13 protein-coding genes and 1 pseudogene are annotated in these 13471 nt (G+C 73.4%); 8 read left to right on the top strand and 6 right to left on the bottom strand.

The features are described 5' to 3' along the window. The first annotated feature begins 118 nt into the window (after positions 1 to 118). On the top strand, positions 119 to 808 hold the full coding sequence (locus tag O2V61_RS12830; protein WP_269183692.1) for a TetR/AcrR family transcriptional regulator: 690 nt from the start codon (positions 119 to 121) through the stop codon (positions 806 to 808). Positions 809 to 973: 165 nt separating this feature from the next. Here O2V61_RS12830 and O2V61_RS12825 read toward each other — a convergent pair whose 3' ends face one another. The 5 genes from O2V61_RS12825 to O2V61_RS12805 form a co-directional block, all read right to left on the bottom strand. Beyond that, a complete protein-coding gene (locus tag O2V61_RS12825; RefSeq protein ID WP_269170398.1) occupies positions 974 to 1267 on the bottom strand; it encodes a DUF1416 domain-containing protein in 294 nt (97 codons plus the stop codon). Between the two features lie 6 nt (positions 1268 to 1273). Beyond that, a complete protein-coding gene (locus O2V61_RS12820) occupies positions 1274 to 2101 on the bottom strand; it encodes a sulfurtransferase (RefSeq protein ID WP_269183691.1) in 828 nt (275 codons plus the stop codon). Between the two features lie 263 nt (positions 2102 to 2364). Next, on the bottom strand, positions 2365 to 2706 hold the full coding sequence (locus O2V61_RS12815) for a TlpA family protein disulfide reductase (protein WP_269183690.1): 342 nt from the start codon (positions 2704 to 2706) through the stop codon (positions 2365 to 2367). A gap of 77 nt (positions 2707 to 2783) precedes the next feature. Then, positions 2784 to 3473, bottom strand: a complete 690-nt coding sequence (locus O2V61_RS12810; protein WP_269183689.1) for an LmeA family phospholipid-binding protein — start codon at positions 3471 to 3473, stop codon at positions 2784 to 2786. Positions 3474 to 3494: 21 nt separating this feature from the next. Further along, complete coding sequence (locus O2V61_RS12805) at positions 3495 to 4316, bottom strand: hypothetical protein (RefSeq protein WP_269183688.1); 822 nt, start codon at positions 4314 to 4316, stop codon at positions 3495 to 3497. A gap of 182 nt (positions 4317 to 4498) precedes the next feature. Between O2V61_RS12805 and O2V61_RS12800 the strand changes: the two genes are divergently transcribed. The 6 genes from O2V61_RS12800 (at position 4499) to pstB (ending at position 10507) form a co-directional block, all read left to right on the top strand. Next, on the top strand, positions 4499 to 5236 hold the full coding sequence (locus O2V61_RS12800; RefSeq protein WP_269183687.1) for a winged helix-turn-helix transcriptional regulator: 738 nt from the start codon (positions 4499 to 4501) through the stop codon (positions 5234 to 5236). Next, a complete protein-coding gene (gene mshD / locus O2V61_RS12795) occupies positions 5220 to 6188 on the top strand; it encodes a mycothiol synthase (RefSeq protein ID WP_269183686.1) in 969 nt (322 codons plus the stop codon). Before O2V61_RS12800 ends, mshD begins: the two co-directional genes overlap by 17 nt. 240 nt (positions 6189 to 6428) lie before the next feature. Beyond that, positions 6429 to 7544 (top strand): phosphate ABC transporter substrate-binding protein PstS, encoded by a 1116-nt coding sequence (gene pstS, locus O2V61_RS12790; RefSeq protein ID WP_269183685.1) that lies wholly within the window; start codon positions 6429 to 6431, stop codon positions 7542 to 7544. 124 nt (positions 7545 to 7668) lie between these two features. Continuing rightward, on the top strand, positions 7669 to 8616 hold the full coding sequence (gene pstC, locus O2V61_RS12785) for a phosphate ABC transporter permease subunit PstC (protein WP_269183684.1): 948 nt from the start codon (positions 7669 to 7671) through the stop codon (positions 8614 to 8616). Beyond that, positions 8616 to 9704, top strand: a complete 1089-nt coding sequence (gene pstA, locus O2V61_RS12780; protein ID WP_269183683.1) for a phosphate ABC transporter permease PstA — start codon at positions 8616 to 8618, stop codon at positions 9702 to 9704. The genes pstC and pstA overlap by 1 nt, the downstream gene beginning before the upstream one ends. A gap of 23 nt (positions 9705 to 9727) precedes the next feature. Next, the gene (pstB, locus tag O2V61_RS12775; RefSeq protein WP_269183682.1) at positions 9728 to 10507 is read left to right on the top strand and encodes a phosphate ABC transporter ATP-binding protein PstB; all 780 of its coding nucleotides are present in this window, start codon (positions 9728 to 9730) and stop codon (positions 10505 to 10507) included. A gap of 27 nt (positions 10508 to 10534) precedes the next feature. On the opposite strand, the gene O2V61_RS12770 is transcribed toward pstB, so the two are convergent. Further along, complete coding sequence (locus tag O2V61_RS12770; RefSeq protein WP_269183681.1) at positions 10535 to 12058, bottom strand: LCP family protein; 1524 nt, start codon at positions 12056 to 12058, stop codon at positions 10535 to 10537. A gap of 946 nt (positions 12059 to 13004) precedes the next feature. On the opposite strand from O2V61_RS12770, the pseudogene O2V61_RS12765 reads away from it, so the two are divergent. Then, a pseudogene (locus tag O2V61_RS12765) lies at positions 13005 to 13471 on the top strand (hypothetical protein); the annotation flags it as partial.

Here is a 13471-nt window from a genome sequence, read left to right as displayed (position 1 = left end):
TCCTCGGACAAAGGGAGAGCAGCGCTCTCTGATGCCCGGAGCCTGCTGCTTGCCGGTCACCTGGTCAAGAGCGGTGCTCTCATTTGCGTGCACTGCTCTGGAATGGCACGCTGCACCGGTGCCGCCCACCACCGCCCGGGCACGGGCCCGCGCCGAGCTCACCGCCGAGATCACCGGCCTCGCCAGGGAACAGCTGGCGACCGTGGGTGCCGCCGGGCTCTCGCTCCGGGCGGTCGCCCGGGAGCTCGGCATGGCCTCCTCCGCCGTGTACCGGTACTTCCCCAGCCGCGACGACCTGCTGACCCGGCTGATCATCGACGGCTACGACTCCCTGGGCGAGGCGGCCGAAGGGGCCGACGACCCGGCGGCGCCACCGATGACCCGATGGCTCGCGGTCTGCCGGGCCGTGCGTCACTGGGCCCGGGACCACCCGCACGAGTACGCGCTGCTCTACGGCTCACCGGTGCCCGGCTACCGGGCCCCCCGGGACACCGTCCCGGCGGCCATCCGGGTCGGCGCCGTGCTGGGCCGGGTCCTCGGGGACGCCGCCCGGGCCGGGCTGCTCCCACCCGCGACCGGCCGGTCGACCGGCGCCGTGAGCCCCGACGTCACGCCCCTGCTGGGCGGGGAGCACCCGGCGCTGGACGACGCCGTCCGGGCCCGGGCACTGCTGGCCTGGAGCAGCGTCTTCGGCACGATCAGCTTCGAGCTCTTCGGCCACTTCACCGGCGCATCCGCCGATCCGGACGCCTTCTTCGACGACGCGATGCGCGACCTCGCCGGGCTCGTCGGACTACGGGACGCCTGAGCTACAGCGGGTCGACCCGCAGGCGGCGGGGTCGAGCCGGGTGCGCACGCGGCTCCACGCCGTCCGGGGTGGGTCGACCCGCTCCAGCCGAGAGCCCGGCCAGACGGCAACGCCCGCCCCGGCCGGAGCCGGGACGGGCGTTGAGCGGCCTGCGACGGGCCTTCGTCAGTCGATCGCGAGGGTCGTCTCGTTCAGCCCGACCTCGGCGTCGATCGGGCGCTCGGCCCGGCCGACGGGCGCCAGGGTGCGCAGCGTCCAGCGACCCGGCGCGGCGAAGAACCGGAACTCACCCTCCGGGCTGGTCACCACCTCGGCGGTGAACTCGTCGGTGGCGTCCAGCAGCCGGACGTACGCACCGGCCACCGGGGCGCCGTCGTGCCACACCGACCCCTGGATGACGGTCTGGGTGCTCAGGTCGACACCGGCCAGGCTGCCGCCCTGCTTCGGGGCTCCGCACATGTCAGCTCACTTCTCGATCGGGACGCCGACCAGCGAGCCGTACTCGACCCAGGAGCCGTCGTAGTTCTTGACGTCGGACTTGCCGAGCAGCTCGCGCAGCACGAACCAGGTGTGGCTGGAGCGCTCACCGATGCGGCAGTAGGCGATGGTCGGCTTGGCCTCGTCGTAGCCCTGCTCGGCGTAGAGCTTGGCCAGCTCCTCGTCGCTCTTGAACGTGCCGTCCTCGTTGGCCGCCTTGCTCCACGGGATGTTCATCGCCGTGGGGACGTGCCCGCCCTTCTGCGCCTGCTCCTGCGGCAGGTGCGCCGGGGCGAGGATCTTGCCGGAGAACTCGTCGGGCGAGCGCACGTCGATGATGTTCTTGTTGCCGATCGAGGACACGACCTCGTCGCGGAAGGCGCGGATCGACAGGTCGGGCTCGCTGGCGCGGTAGGTGGTGGCCGGGCGCTCCACGGCGTCCTTCGACAGCGGGCGGCCGTCGAGCTCCCACTTCTTGCGGCCACCGTCGATCAGCTTCACGTCGCGGTGCCCGTAGAGCTTGAAGTACCAGTAGGCGTAGGCGGCGAACCAGTTGTTGTTGCCGCCGTAGAGGACCACGGTGTCGTCGTTGCCGATGCCGCGGGAGGACAGCAGCGCCTCGAACGCCTCGCGGCCGACGAAGTCACGGCGCAGCGGGTCCTGCAGGTCGGTCTTCCAGTCGAGCTTGACGGCACCCTCGAGGTGGCCGCCGTCGTAGGCGCTGGTGTCCTCGTCGACCTCGACGAAGACGATGCCCGGGTCACCCAGGTGCTCCTGGGCCCAGTCGGCGGTGACGAGCACGTCGCTACGGCTCATGAGTGTGGTTCCTCCATCAGTTCGGGCGGATGGTGCGGACGTCGTGCGGTGCGGATCCCGTGCGGGGACGCGGAGCGGGGGTCCACCGGAGCGGCACATCCGGCGGAGGTCGGCCAGGGCGTGCGGAGAGCGGCGCGGGACGGGGTCTCCGGCGCGGGTGCGGCCTCAGCAGGCCGGACAGCGGGTGCTGCCGACGCGGCACAGGTCGACTGTGCGGCGCGAGGTCAGCAGGGGGCCCACGACGCGAGGGTAGCGGATCACCGTCACGCCCCCAGGTGCGCGTCTACCAGAGCGGCCAGCTCGGCCGGCCCCGGCGCGCCGGTGCTGCGGGCCAGCACCGCCCCCGCGGCGTCCAGCCAGATCAGCGTCGGGGTGACCCGGACGTCGAGTGCCCGGACCTCGTCCAGGTGGCTCTCGGCGTCCACGTGCACGTACGACAACCCGGACCGGGTGGCCTGCAACCGCTGCAGCCGGGCGCGGGTGGCCCGGCAGGGCCCACAGAAGGCGGTCGAGAACTGGACCACGGTCAGCTCCGCCTCCGCCGGGCGCACGCCGAGCCCCGCCAGGGCGGCCGTGGCCTCGGCCGTGGGGATCGTCGTGGTCACCTGAGGGGCAACGGGTGCACCTCCGGGGGCATTCCGGCCGATCAGCCGCTCAGCACCGATCAGCCGCTCAGCACCGATCAGCCGCTCAGCACCGTGTCGGTCGCCGACACCCGCACCAGGACGCCGTCGTCCCGAGGGTCGACCCCGGTCAGCTCGAGCCCGAACGGCAGCTCCGGCACGGGGTACCGGAAGTCGAGCACGTCCGCTGCCCCGTCGAGGACGATGTCGGGGACGTCGACGCCCGCCGCCGCCGCGTCGTCGACCTCGACCACCAGGTCCTGCCCGTCGAGGGAGACGGTCCCCCGGGCGGTCACCGGGACCTCCAGGCCGAGGAGGTCGACCGTGCGGTCGATGCGCAACCGGTCGCCGTCGGCCTGCAGCCGGGTGTCGCCGCCGAGCTGCTCGGCGAGCAGCTCGTAGGAGAGCGTCGCCGTCCCGTCGACCTGCTCCACCGGGATCTCCTGGACCGAGCCGGAGACCGCGTCGGACAAGGGCACCTGCACCCCGAACAGCGACACGTCGGCCCGGGTGCCGGCCGGCTCGCCGAGCTGCTCGGCGGTCAGGCTGATCCGCACCTCGTCGTAGCGGCCGGACAGCGCCTGGGTGAGGAAGGGGAACCCGGTGATGTCGACGTCCGGCGCACTGGCCAGCCCACCGCGCTCGGCCACCTGGTCGGCCACCTGCCCCTCCGCGACGGCGACGCCGACCCGGTCGACCAGGACCAGGAGGCCGAGCGTGAGCAACAGGACGATCAGCAGTGCCTTCACGCGTCGAGTCTCCCCTGCCGCTCAGCCGGTGCCGTAGGAAGCGAGGGCGTAGGCCACGGGGGCGACGGCAGCCAGCGGGAGCACCGCCTGCACGACCGGCAGCGCCCAGCTCCGCTCAGCGCGCTCGGCCGCGACGTAGGAGGCGCTCAGCGCCGCGAGCGCGGCCGCCCCGCCCAGGGCCGCGCCGTAGATGGCCGCCGCGAGGACGTCGATCAGCGCGTCGCTCTCGCGGTCCAGCAGGGCGACCGCCGTGGCGGCCAGCACGGCGAGGACGACGCCGAGCAGGCCACGGGGCACGCCGGGGGCGATCTCCGGGCGGGGCAGCACGACGTCGACCAGGTGACCGACCAGCAGCGCGGCACCGACCACCAGGACCGCCGTCTCCAGCGCCTGCGGCCCGGCCTCGAGCCGGGCGACCCCCAACAGCACCGCCAGCGCGCAGACCGAGCACAGCAGCAGGACGACCCCGGCCAGCGACGCCACCAGGTAGCGGCGCGGCGCCGGACGGGTCATCTGGTGGACGACGGCGGCCAGGAACCCCAGGCCGAGGACCGCCAGCAGCCAGTCCAGCTGCGGGCGGGCCGGGAGCAGCACCGCCGCGTCGGCCGCGACCGCCGCGGCACCCCCCAGCGCGAGGGAGCCCAGGAAGCCGCGGATGCCGGTGGCGACCACCCATCCGGCGACCAGGCCCAGCTGGAGCAGTGCCACCGCGACGACCCGGCCCGTGTCGCCGAGCGCGGCGGGCAGCCCCACGGCCACCGCGGTCACCACGACGACCATCCCGGCCGCCGGGAGGTGGTGGGCACGCGGGGACAGCTGGGCGTCCGGAGCGGCCTGCGTCACCCCGGGATCCTCGCAGAGGAGGCCCGCATCGCCGGGCGCACCGGGGTGGACGTGTCGCCGGGACGCGACCTGACCGTGCGGTCCCTCACCAGTTCGTCCGGACTGTGGTGCACGTCCGCTATCCTGCCCTCTCACCTCGACAGCGCCGTCGACGGCCTGGGTACGCCCAGTGAGGAGACGACATGCGACTCGTGCTCATGACCTCGGCCCGTCAGGCCACCACGGAGGTCCTCCCCGCGCTCGGGCTGCTGGCCCACCAGGTGCGCGTCGTGGCGCCCGAGCTGTCCAGCCTGCTCGACGGTGACGCCGGGGACGTCGTGCTGGTCGACGCCCGGCACGACCTCGTCTCCGCGCGGACCCTGTGCTCGCTGCTGGCCTCGACGGGCGTCGCCGCCTCGCTGGTGGCGGTGCTGTCCGAGGGCGGACTCGTCGCCCTGTCGGCCGACTGGGGCGTCGACGACGTCGTGCTCGAGACCGCGGGCCCGGCCGAGGTCGACGCGCGGCTCAAGTGGGCCACCGCCCGCCGGCTGGCTGCCACCGCCCCGGCCGACGGGTCGGAGGGCGGCGTGACCAGGGCCGGCGAGCTGGTGATCGACGAGCACAGCTACTCGGCGAAGCTGCGCGGGCGCCCCCTCGACCTCACCTACAAGGAGTTCGAGCTCCTCAAGTACCTCGCCCAGCACCCGGGCCGGGTCTTCTCCCGGGCCCAGCTGCTGCAGGAGATCTGGGGCTATGACTACTTCGGTGGCACCCGCACCGTCGACGTGCACGTCCGTCGACTGCGCGCCAAGCTCGGCACCGAGCACGAGGCGCTGATCGGCACCGTCCGCAACGTCGGCTACAAGCTCGACCAGCAGGTCGCCGACGCGGCCGCCGCCGCGAACGTGGCGGCAGCCGGCACCGGTGTCCCGCTCTCCTGACCACGGTCCGCTGAGCCCGGTGCTGGTCGAGGTCACCGAACGGCTGCCCGCCGCGGCCGTGCAGGAGGTCCGGGCGCTGCTCCAGTCGGCGCTTGCCGCCGACGGGGTCCGGCCGGTCTCCGAGGAGTCCGAGCTGCGACTGCAGCACGGCGGCCCGGTCGGTGGCGCCGACCTCACCGCGAGGGACGACGCCGGCACGCTCCTCGGCTACGCCCGGCTGGAGCTCCCACCCGGCGACCCGGAGGCCGAGGCGGAGCTGGTCGTGGCCCCGGGCAGCCGTCGCCGCGGCGTGGGCACCGCCCTGGTCGCCCGGCTCGAGGAGCTCGCCGGCGACCGCCCGCTGCGGGTGTGGGCGCACGGCGAGCTGCCCGGGTCGGCCGAGCTCGCCCGCGGCCGCGGCTACGACCGTGCCCGCGTCCTGCTGCAGATGCGCCGCCCGCTGGACGGGGTCGACCCCGACCCGCGGCTCGAGCTGCCGACCGGGGTGTCCGTCACGACGTTCCGGCCGGGCACCGACGAGGACGCCTGGCTGCGGGTGAACGCCCGCGCCTTCGCCTCCCACCCGGAGCAGGGCCGCTGGACCCGCGGCGACCTCGCCCTGCGCGAGGCGGAGGCCTGGTTCGACCCGGCCGGGTTCTTCCTGGCCTGGCGGGACGAGCCGGACGGGCCCCGGCTGCTCGGCTTCCACTGGACCAAGGTGCACCCGGCCGGCGACGTCGGCGACGAGCCCATCGGCGAGGTCTACGTGCTCGGCATCGACCCGGACGCGCAGGGGATGCGGTTGGGCCGGGCCCTGACCGACGCCGGGCTGGCGCACCTGCGCGCCTCCGGCCTGTCCGCCGTGCTCCTCTACGTCGAGGAGGAGAACACCGCCGCCGTCGCGCTGTACGAGCGGAGCGGGTTCAACCGGCACGCCGTCGACGTCTCCTGGCGGCGCACACCCTCGCCCTGAGCAACCTGCCGCTCCGGTCCGTCGAGGGCCTCGCACCACCCGTCGGCACCCCGCCACGCGGCGGTTCACCCGTTGGACGTACACCGTCTGTCGATTCGTGGGCCAAGTCTCAGTCTGCGTTCACGCGGCGTTCATCGAGCTACCCGGATCCGTCCACCTGGGCTGCTTAGCGTCCTCGTCGTTCGATCTTCCCTGCCCGGCTCCGACGTCCGGGCACACACCAGTCGAAAGGCCACTGAGTTGAAGCTCAGCACCACGACGCGCGCCGCAGCCGTGTCCGCAGCGCTCGCCGCCACCCTCGCTCTCGCCGCGTGTGGCGCCTCGAACGAGGAGACCGACCCGGCCACCGCTGCTGAGGGCGGTAGCGGCGAGGAGCTCAGCGGCACTCTCGTCGGCGCCGGCGCGAGCAGCCAGCAGGCGGCCATGCAGGGCTGGACCGCCGGCTACTCGAGCGTCCAGCCCGACGTCACGGTCAACTACGACCCGATCGGCTCGGGCGGCGGCCGTGAGCAGTTCCTCGCCGGCGGCACCGACTTCGCCGGCTCGGACGCCGCGCTGGACGAGGAGGAGCTCGCGCTGGCCGAGGAGCGCTGCGGCGAGTCCGGCATCTTCGAGCTGGCGAACTACATCGCGCCGATCGCCGTCGTCTACAACCTCGAGGGCGTCGACGAGCTGAACCTCTCCCCCGAGGTCCTCGCCGGGATCTTCAACCAGGAGATCACCACCTGGAACGACCCGGCGATCGCCGCGGACAACCCGGACGCCACCCTCCCGGACCTCCCGATCACCCCGGTCAACCGGAGCGACGAGTCGGGCACCACGGAGAACTTCACCGAGTACCTGGTCGCCGCAGCCGGCGACGCGTGGCCGCACGAGGCCAGTGGTGACTGGCCGGTCTCCGGTGGCGAGGCCGCCCAGGGCACCTCCGGCGTGGTCAGCGCGGTCGGGGCCGGCAACGGCAGCATCGGCTACGCCGACCTGAGCCAGGCCGGCGACCTGGGTGTCGCGAACATCGGCGTCGGCGAGGAGTTCGTCGAGCCCACCGCCGAGGCCGCCGCCGCCGTGGTGGAGAACTCGGAGACGCTGGAGGGTCGCGGCGAGTACGACTTCGCCATCGAGCTCGCCCGCGACACCACCGAGTCGGGCAACTACCCGATCGTGCTGATCAGCTACCACGTCGGCTGCGTCGAGTACGAGGACCAGGAGACCGCCGACCTGGTCGCGGACTTCATGAGCTACGCGGTCAGCGAGGAGGGCCAGCAGGCCGCCTCCGACGCCGCGGGCAGCGCGCCGATCTCGGACAACCTGCGCGAGCAGGCGCAGGGCGCGATCGACGCGATCACGGCCGCCGGCTGATCGAGTCGGTCACCAGCGCGCTGCGGCGGCCCGGAGTGTCCACCCGGACACCCCGGGCCGCCGTGGCGCGTGATCCACTGCACGCCTCCCAGCATCCAGCGGTACGAGCCCCCCGGAGCGATCGGTGACCTCCACCACCAGCGCACCACCCGCCCAGCAGCCCAAGAGCCGGCCCGGTGACCGCATCTTCGCCGGCACCGCCAAGGGCGCGGGCATCCTCATCCTGGTCATCCTCGCCGGAGTGGCCGTCTTCCTGATCAGCGAGTCGGTCCCGGCGCTGACGGCGTCGGCAGACGAGATCCCGGGCGACGGTGGCCTGGCTTCCTACATCGGGCCGCTGATCTTCGGCACCCTGCTCTCCGCGGTGATCGCCCTGCTGGTCGCCACGCCGCTGGCGGTGGCGATCGCGCTGTTCATCACCTTCTACGCGCCGCGCAAGCTGGCTGCCGGGCTGGGCTACGTGGTCGACCTGCTGGCCGCGATCCCGAGCATCGTCTACGGCTTCTGGGGCATCTTCTGGCTCGCCCCGCGGCTGGTGCCGTTCTACCGCTGGCTGGAGGAGAACCTCGGGTTCATCCCGTTCTTCGCCGGTCCGGTCTCCTCGACCGGCCGCACCATGCTCACCATCGGCCTGGTGCTCGCCGTGATGATCCTGCCGATCGTCAGCGCCATCTCCCGCGAGGTGTTCAGCCAGGTCCCGACGCTGCACACCGAGGCCGCCCTCGCCCTGGGCGCCACCCGCTGGGAGATGATCAAGATGGCCGTCATCCCCTACGGCAAGTCCGGTGTCATCGGCGGCTCGATGCTCGGCCTGGGGCGCGCCCTCGGCGAGACCATGGCCGTGGCGATCATCCTGTCCGGGTCGGCCGCCGGGATCACCTGGGCGCTCATCTCGAGCGCCAACCCGCAGACGATCGCGGCGAACATCGCCCTGCAGTTCCCGGAGTCGACCGGACTCGCCGTCAACACCCTGATCGCCAGCGGGCTGGCGCTGTTCGTGATCACCCTCCTGGTCAACATGCTCGCCCGGTGGGTCGTCAACCGCCGGTCCGACTTCTCCGGAGCCAACTGATGAGCACCTCCACCCAGCAGCCCAGCGCCGGACCGGACACCTCTGCGCCGTCCCAGGGCGCCCTGGGCGGCCATGAGAAGCAGGCGCCGTGGGTGCCGTGGGCGGTGTTCGGCGCCGCCGCCGTCCTCGCGCTGGCGATCGGTCTGCTGACCAGCTGGAACATCGTGCTGTTCGTCATCTACACCGTGGTGCTCGGCACGCTCGGCACCTACCTGCTCTCCCGGGTCACCGAAGGGCCGCGCAAGGCGGTCGACCGGCTGGTCACCTGCCTGGTGGTCAGCGCCTTCGGCATCGCGATGGTGCCGCTGGTCTCGCTGGTCTACGAGGTCATCCGCCGCGGGGCGGAGCGCTTCGACGCCGAGTTCTTCAGCGCGTCCCTGCAGGGCGTCATCGGCCCGGGCGGCGGCGCGTACCACGCGCTCATGGGCACGTTGATCATCACGCTGCTCACCACGCTGATCTCGGTGCCGATCGGCCTGATGACCGCGATCTACCTGGTCGAGTACGGCACCGGCCGGCTCAAGCGGTCGATCACCTTCTTCATCGACGTGATGACCGGCATCCCCTCGATCGTCGCCGGCCTCTTCGCCTACGCGCTGTTCGTGCTCATCTTCGGCCCGGGGGTGCGGCTGGGGATCATGGGCGCGGTGGCGCTGTCGGTGCTGATGATCCCCGTGGTCGTGCGTTCCGCGGAGGAGGTGCTCAAGCTCGTCCCGAACGAGCTCCGCGAGGCCGCCTACGCCCTCGGCGTGCCCAAGTGGCGCACGATCCTCAAGGTGGTCATCCCGACCGCCATCGCCGGCCTGGCCACCGGCGTCACCCTGGCCATCGCCCGGGTGATCGGGGAGACCGCGCCGCTGCTGATCACGGTCGGCATCACCAACGCCCTGAACTTCAACGCGTTCGACGGGCGGATGGCGACCCTCCCGGTCTACGCCTACTACCAGCTCACCCAGCCGGGCGTGCCACCACAGGATGCGATCGACCGGGCCTGGACAGCAGCCCTGGTCCTCATCATGCTGGTCATGGGCCTCAACGTGGTCGCCCGCCTGATCAGCCGCCTCTTCGCCCCCAAGACCAGTCGCTGACCCGGAACCCGGAGGAACACCACGTGGCCAAGCGCATCGACGTCTCGGACCTGGACATCTACTACGGCAACTTCAAGGCCGTGGAAGGCGTCAACCTGTCCATCGAGCCGCGCAGCATCACCGCCCTGATCGGGCCCTCGGGCTGCGGCAAGTCGACGTTCCTCCGTGCCCTCAACCGGATGCACGAGGTGATCCCCGGCGCGCGCGTCGAGGGGAAGGTCGTCATCGAGGGGCAGGACCTCTACGGCTCCGACGTCGACCCGGTCGACGTCCGCCGGCAGATCGGCATGGTCTTCCAGCGGCCGAACCCGTTCCCGACGATGTCGATCTACGACAACGTCGCGGCGGGCCTGCGGCTGAACGCCAAGAAGACCAGCAAGAGCGACATGGACGACCTGGTCGAGCGTTCCCTCAAGGGCGCGAACCTCTGGAACGAGGTCAAGGACCGGCTGAACCGCCCGGGCTCGGGGCTCTCCGGTGGTCAGCAGCAGCGGCTCTGCATCGCCCGGGCCATCGCCGTCCAGCCCGAGGTGCTGCTGATGGACGAGCCCTGCTCGGCCCTCGACCCGATCTCCACGCTGGCCGTGGAGGACCTGATGATGGAGCTCAAGGAGCAGTTCACCATCGTCATCGTCACCCACAACATGCAGCAGGCCGCGCGGGTCAGCGAGACGACCGGGTTCTTCAACCTCAACGGGGTGGGTCAGCCGGGCCGGCTGATCGAGTACAACCCCACCGAGAAGATCTTCAGCAACCCCGACGAGAAGGCGACGGAGGACTACATCTCCGGCCGGTTCGGGTGATGCTCCGCTGAGCGGCTGTCCCGCCGCTCAGCTGCAGGACGATGCGGCCTCGGCCTCCGCGACAGCGGGGTCCGGGGCCGCTGTCGTCGGCACCGGGGTGCCGATCTCCACGGGAGCCAAGCCGGTGAGGTCCGGCCCGACGACCAGCTGCACCGCCGAGCCGACCAGGGCGGTCTCCACCAGCACGGCTCCGGGCACGGCCGCCGCCACCGTGCGCGCCGGCTCCAGCGCCGCCGGGCCGTACCGGACCACGGTGCGGTCCACGGTGGCCGGTTCGACGCCCCGGGCGCCGACCCGGAACCCAGCGGCGGCCAGACCGTCGGCCACCTCGCCGGTGCGCCCGGCGCCGGACCCGTCCAGCACGTCCACCGTCACCCCGGCCGGCGCCACGGAGACCGTCGTCCCGGCGGGTACCGGGTCGACCACTGGCGCCGGGTCGGTCGGCGCCGCGCCGGCGCCGTCACCATCAGTCGGGACGGGCAGCCGGCCGGTCTCGATCACCGAGTCGAAGAGCTGCCGGGTCGCGGTGGCGTCGACGACGACCACCGCCTGGTCGCTCCCACTGGGCACGTGGCCCACCTCGGCGACCGGGAGCCCGGCGCGCTCGATCGCGCTGCCGGACAGCTCGCCCACGGTGGCCCCGAAGGTCCGGAGGTCGCCCAGCGTCGTCTCCGCGTCCACGGTGAACGCGTCGCCGGCGCGGGAGAGGAACCGGGTGAGGGTGAGCGGGTCGGCCAGCGTGCTGTCCGCCAGGGCGGAGTCCAGTGCCGAGAGGAGCACCCGCTGCTCTCGTTCGGCCACCGCTGCGCCGGTGACGTCGGCGCCGGACGCGGTGGGCTGCAGGTAGCCGGCCACGTCTGCGCCGGCCAGCTGGAGGCCACCCGTCCCCGGGCAGACCGAGACCCCGCCGAGCGCCTCGACCATGCCGGGCAGCCGGGCGAGGTCGACGGACACGTAGTGGTCGACCCGCAGGCCGGTCAGCTGCTGCACCGACCGGACCAGGCAGGAGGGGCCGCCGTCGAGCAGCGCGGCGGCGAAGGGCTCGGTCACCGACTGGCGCAGGTCGCCGTCCGCCGACAGGCAGATCGGGGTGTCGGCCAGTGCTGTGGGGGGCACGCTGATCAGTGCGGCCTGCTCGCCGCCTGCGGAGACGTGCGCCACCACGGTGCTGACGGCAGGCAGTCCACTGCGCCCGGGCAGGCCGGTGCCGACCACCAGGTAGGTCGACGAGGTCTCCTGTAGCTGCGGCGCCAGCACCTCGGGCCCGTCGGTGACCAGCGCGTCGACCCGGTCGATCGAGTGGTCGGCGTAGAAGTACAGGCCGACGTAGTAGACGGCCACCAGGCCGAACATGGCCACCAGCGCGAGCGCGACCCGGGTCGCCCGGCGGCGGAACGGCCCGGCAGGTGGTCGGGGCGTGGACAGGTCGGCGACCGTCGCGCCCCCGGGGACGACGGGCACGTCCCGGCCGGGGATGGGCGGCACCGGCAGGCTGCGCCGGACCCCGGGCACCGGGACCGAGTACTGCGGCGGCGCCGGAGAGTGGGCCACCGGTCGCGGGGACGACAGCGGTCCCGGGGGTGCGGCCGGGGACGCCACGGGCGCCGCACGCGGGACCGGCCGGGGGGGCACGGGCACGGACGCTGCCGGCGGTGCCGCAGCCGGGCTGTTGCCGGCTGGCGGCCTCGAGCTCTCCGGGACGGCGGGGGGACGCCAGCCCGACCCGTTCGGCGTGGCGGCGGGAACCGGGGGGCGACGGCCCGCGGTCGGCGTCGCCGGCTCGGCCGGAGGCGAGTACCTGCGCGACCCGGGCGGGGCGGCCGGCGGGCGGGCGACCCGGATGCCGGGCTCGTCGGTCGGGGCGGCCGGCTCCGGCTCGGAGACCGGTGCGGGCATCGCCGGCTGCCAGCCGGTCGGCAGCACCGGCGGCGAGGGGACGACGGGCGGCTGCGGGCGGTCCCGCCAGCCACCCCGGAGGCCGGGTCCGTCGGACGAGGCCGGGCCGCCCGGCCGTGCGGGTGCGTCGTCCCTGTCCGCACCGGGCTGCCACAGCGGGGTCCCGGCGTCGTCGACCGGTTGCTGACGGCCCGTGAGCTCACCGGCCTCCCGGCGGTCCGCCCGTCGCCGGCGGACCCCGGTGCCCGAGCGGGCGAGCAGCTCGGCGACGGTCAGCGGCGCGGCCGGGCCGTCCCCGGCGTGACCAGAGGCAGGCGGGACGGCGCCGGGAGACCGGTCGTCGCGTCGGGGACCGCCGTCGGCCCCGTCCCGCGTCGGCTGATCCGCCACCGGCGTCGACATCCCATCGTCGTTGTCGGCAGTCGCTCGCTGCCCGGTCGTCCCACCCCGGGCGGCCGCAGACCGCCGCCGGTGCGACCGCTCCACGATACGGGCGGTCGACCGCCCGACCGGCCGGGACGCGCGGGTGAGGAACTGATCGGTCACAGTGTGCAACGGCTCTCGACCGGCGGACTGACCTGCAGGACCGTAGCCTCTGGCCGTGAAGTTGCCCTTCCCCGGCCCGTCGGACGTGCTGCACGCCGCCGAGGGGCTCCGTGACGGCGTCACCGAGGCCCTCGCCCTGCTGCCCCGGGTGGTGGGGGCTCTCGGCGAGGCAGAACAGCTGCTGAAGCGCGTCGGTGCGCTCGTCGATCGGATGGAGCGGATCGCCGACCGGGCCGAGGTGGCGATCGCCGGCATCGACGTGATCCGCGCCGACGCCGACGCCGCTGTGGCCAGGATCGGGGTCACCAACGACGCCGCCGACGCAGCCGTCGCCCGAATCGGGGTCACCAACGACGCCGCCGACGCAGCCGTGGCGAGGATCGGCGTCACCAACGACGCTGCGGACGGCGCCGTGGAGCGGATCGGCGTCACCAACGACGCCGCTGACGCAGCCGTCGCCCGAATCGGGGTCACCAACGACGCCGCCGACGCAGCCGTGGCGAGGATCGGCGTCACCAACGA

This window comes from Modestobacter sp. VKM Ac-2985, from assembly GCF_026967925.1.
GTDB lineage: Bacteria > Actinomycetota > Actinomycetes > Mycobacteriales > Geodermatophilaceae > Modestobacter.
The sequence above is the reverse complement of the archived record's forward strand: the minus strand, read 5'-3'. Positions and strand labels throughout refer to the sequence as shown.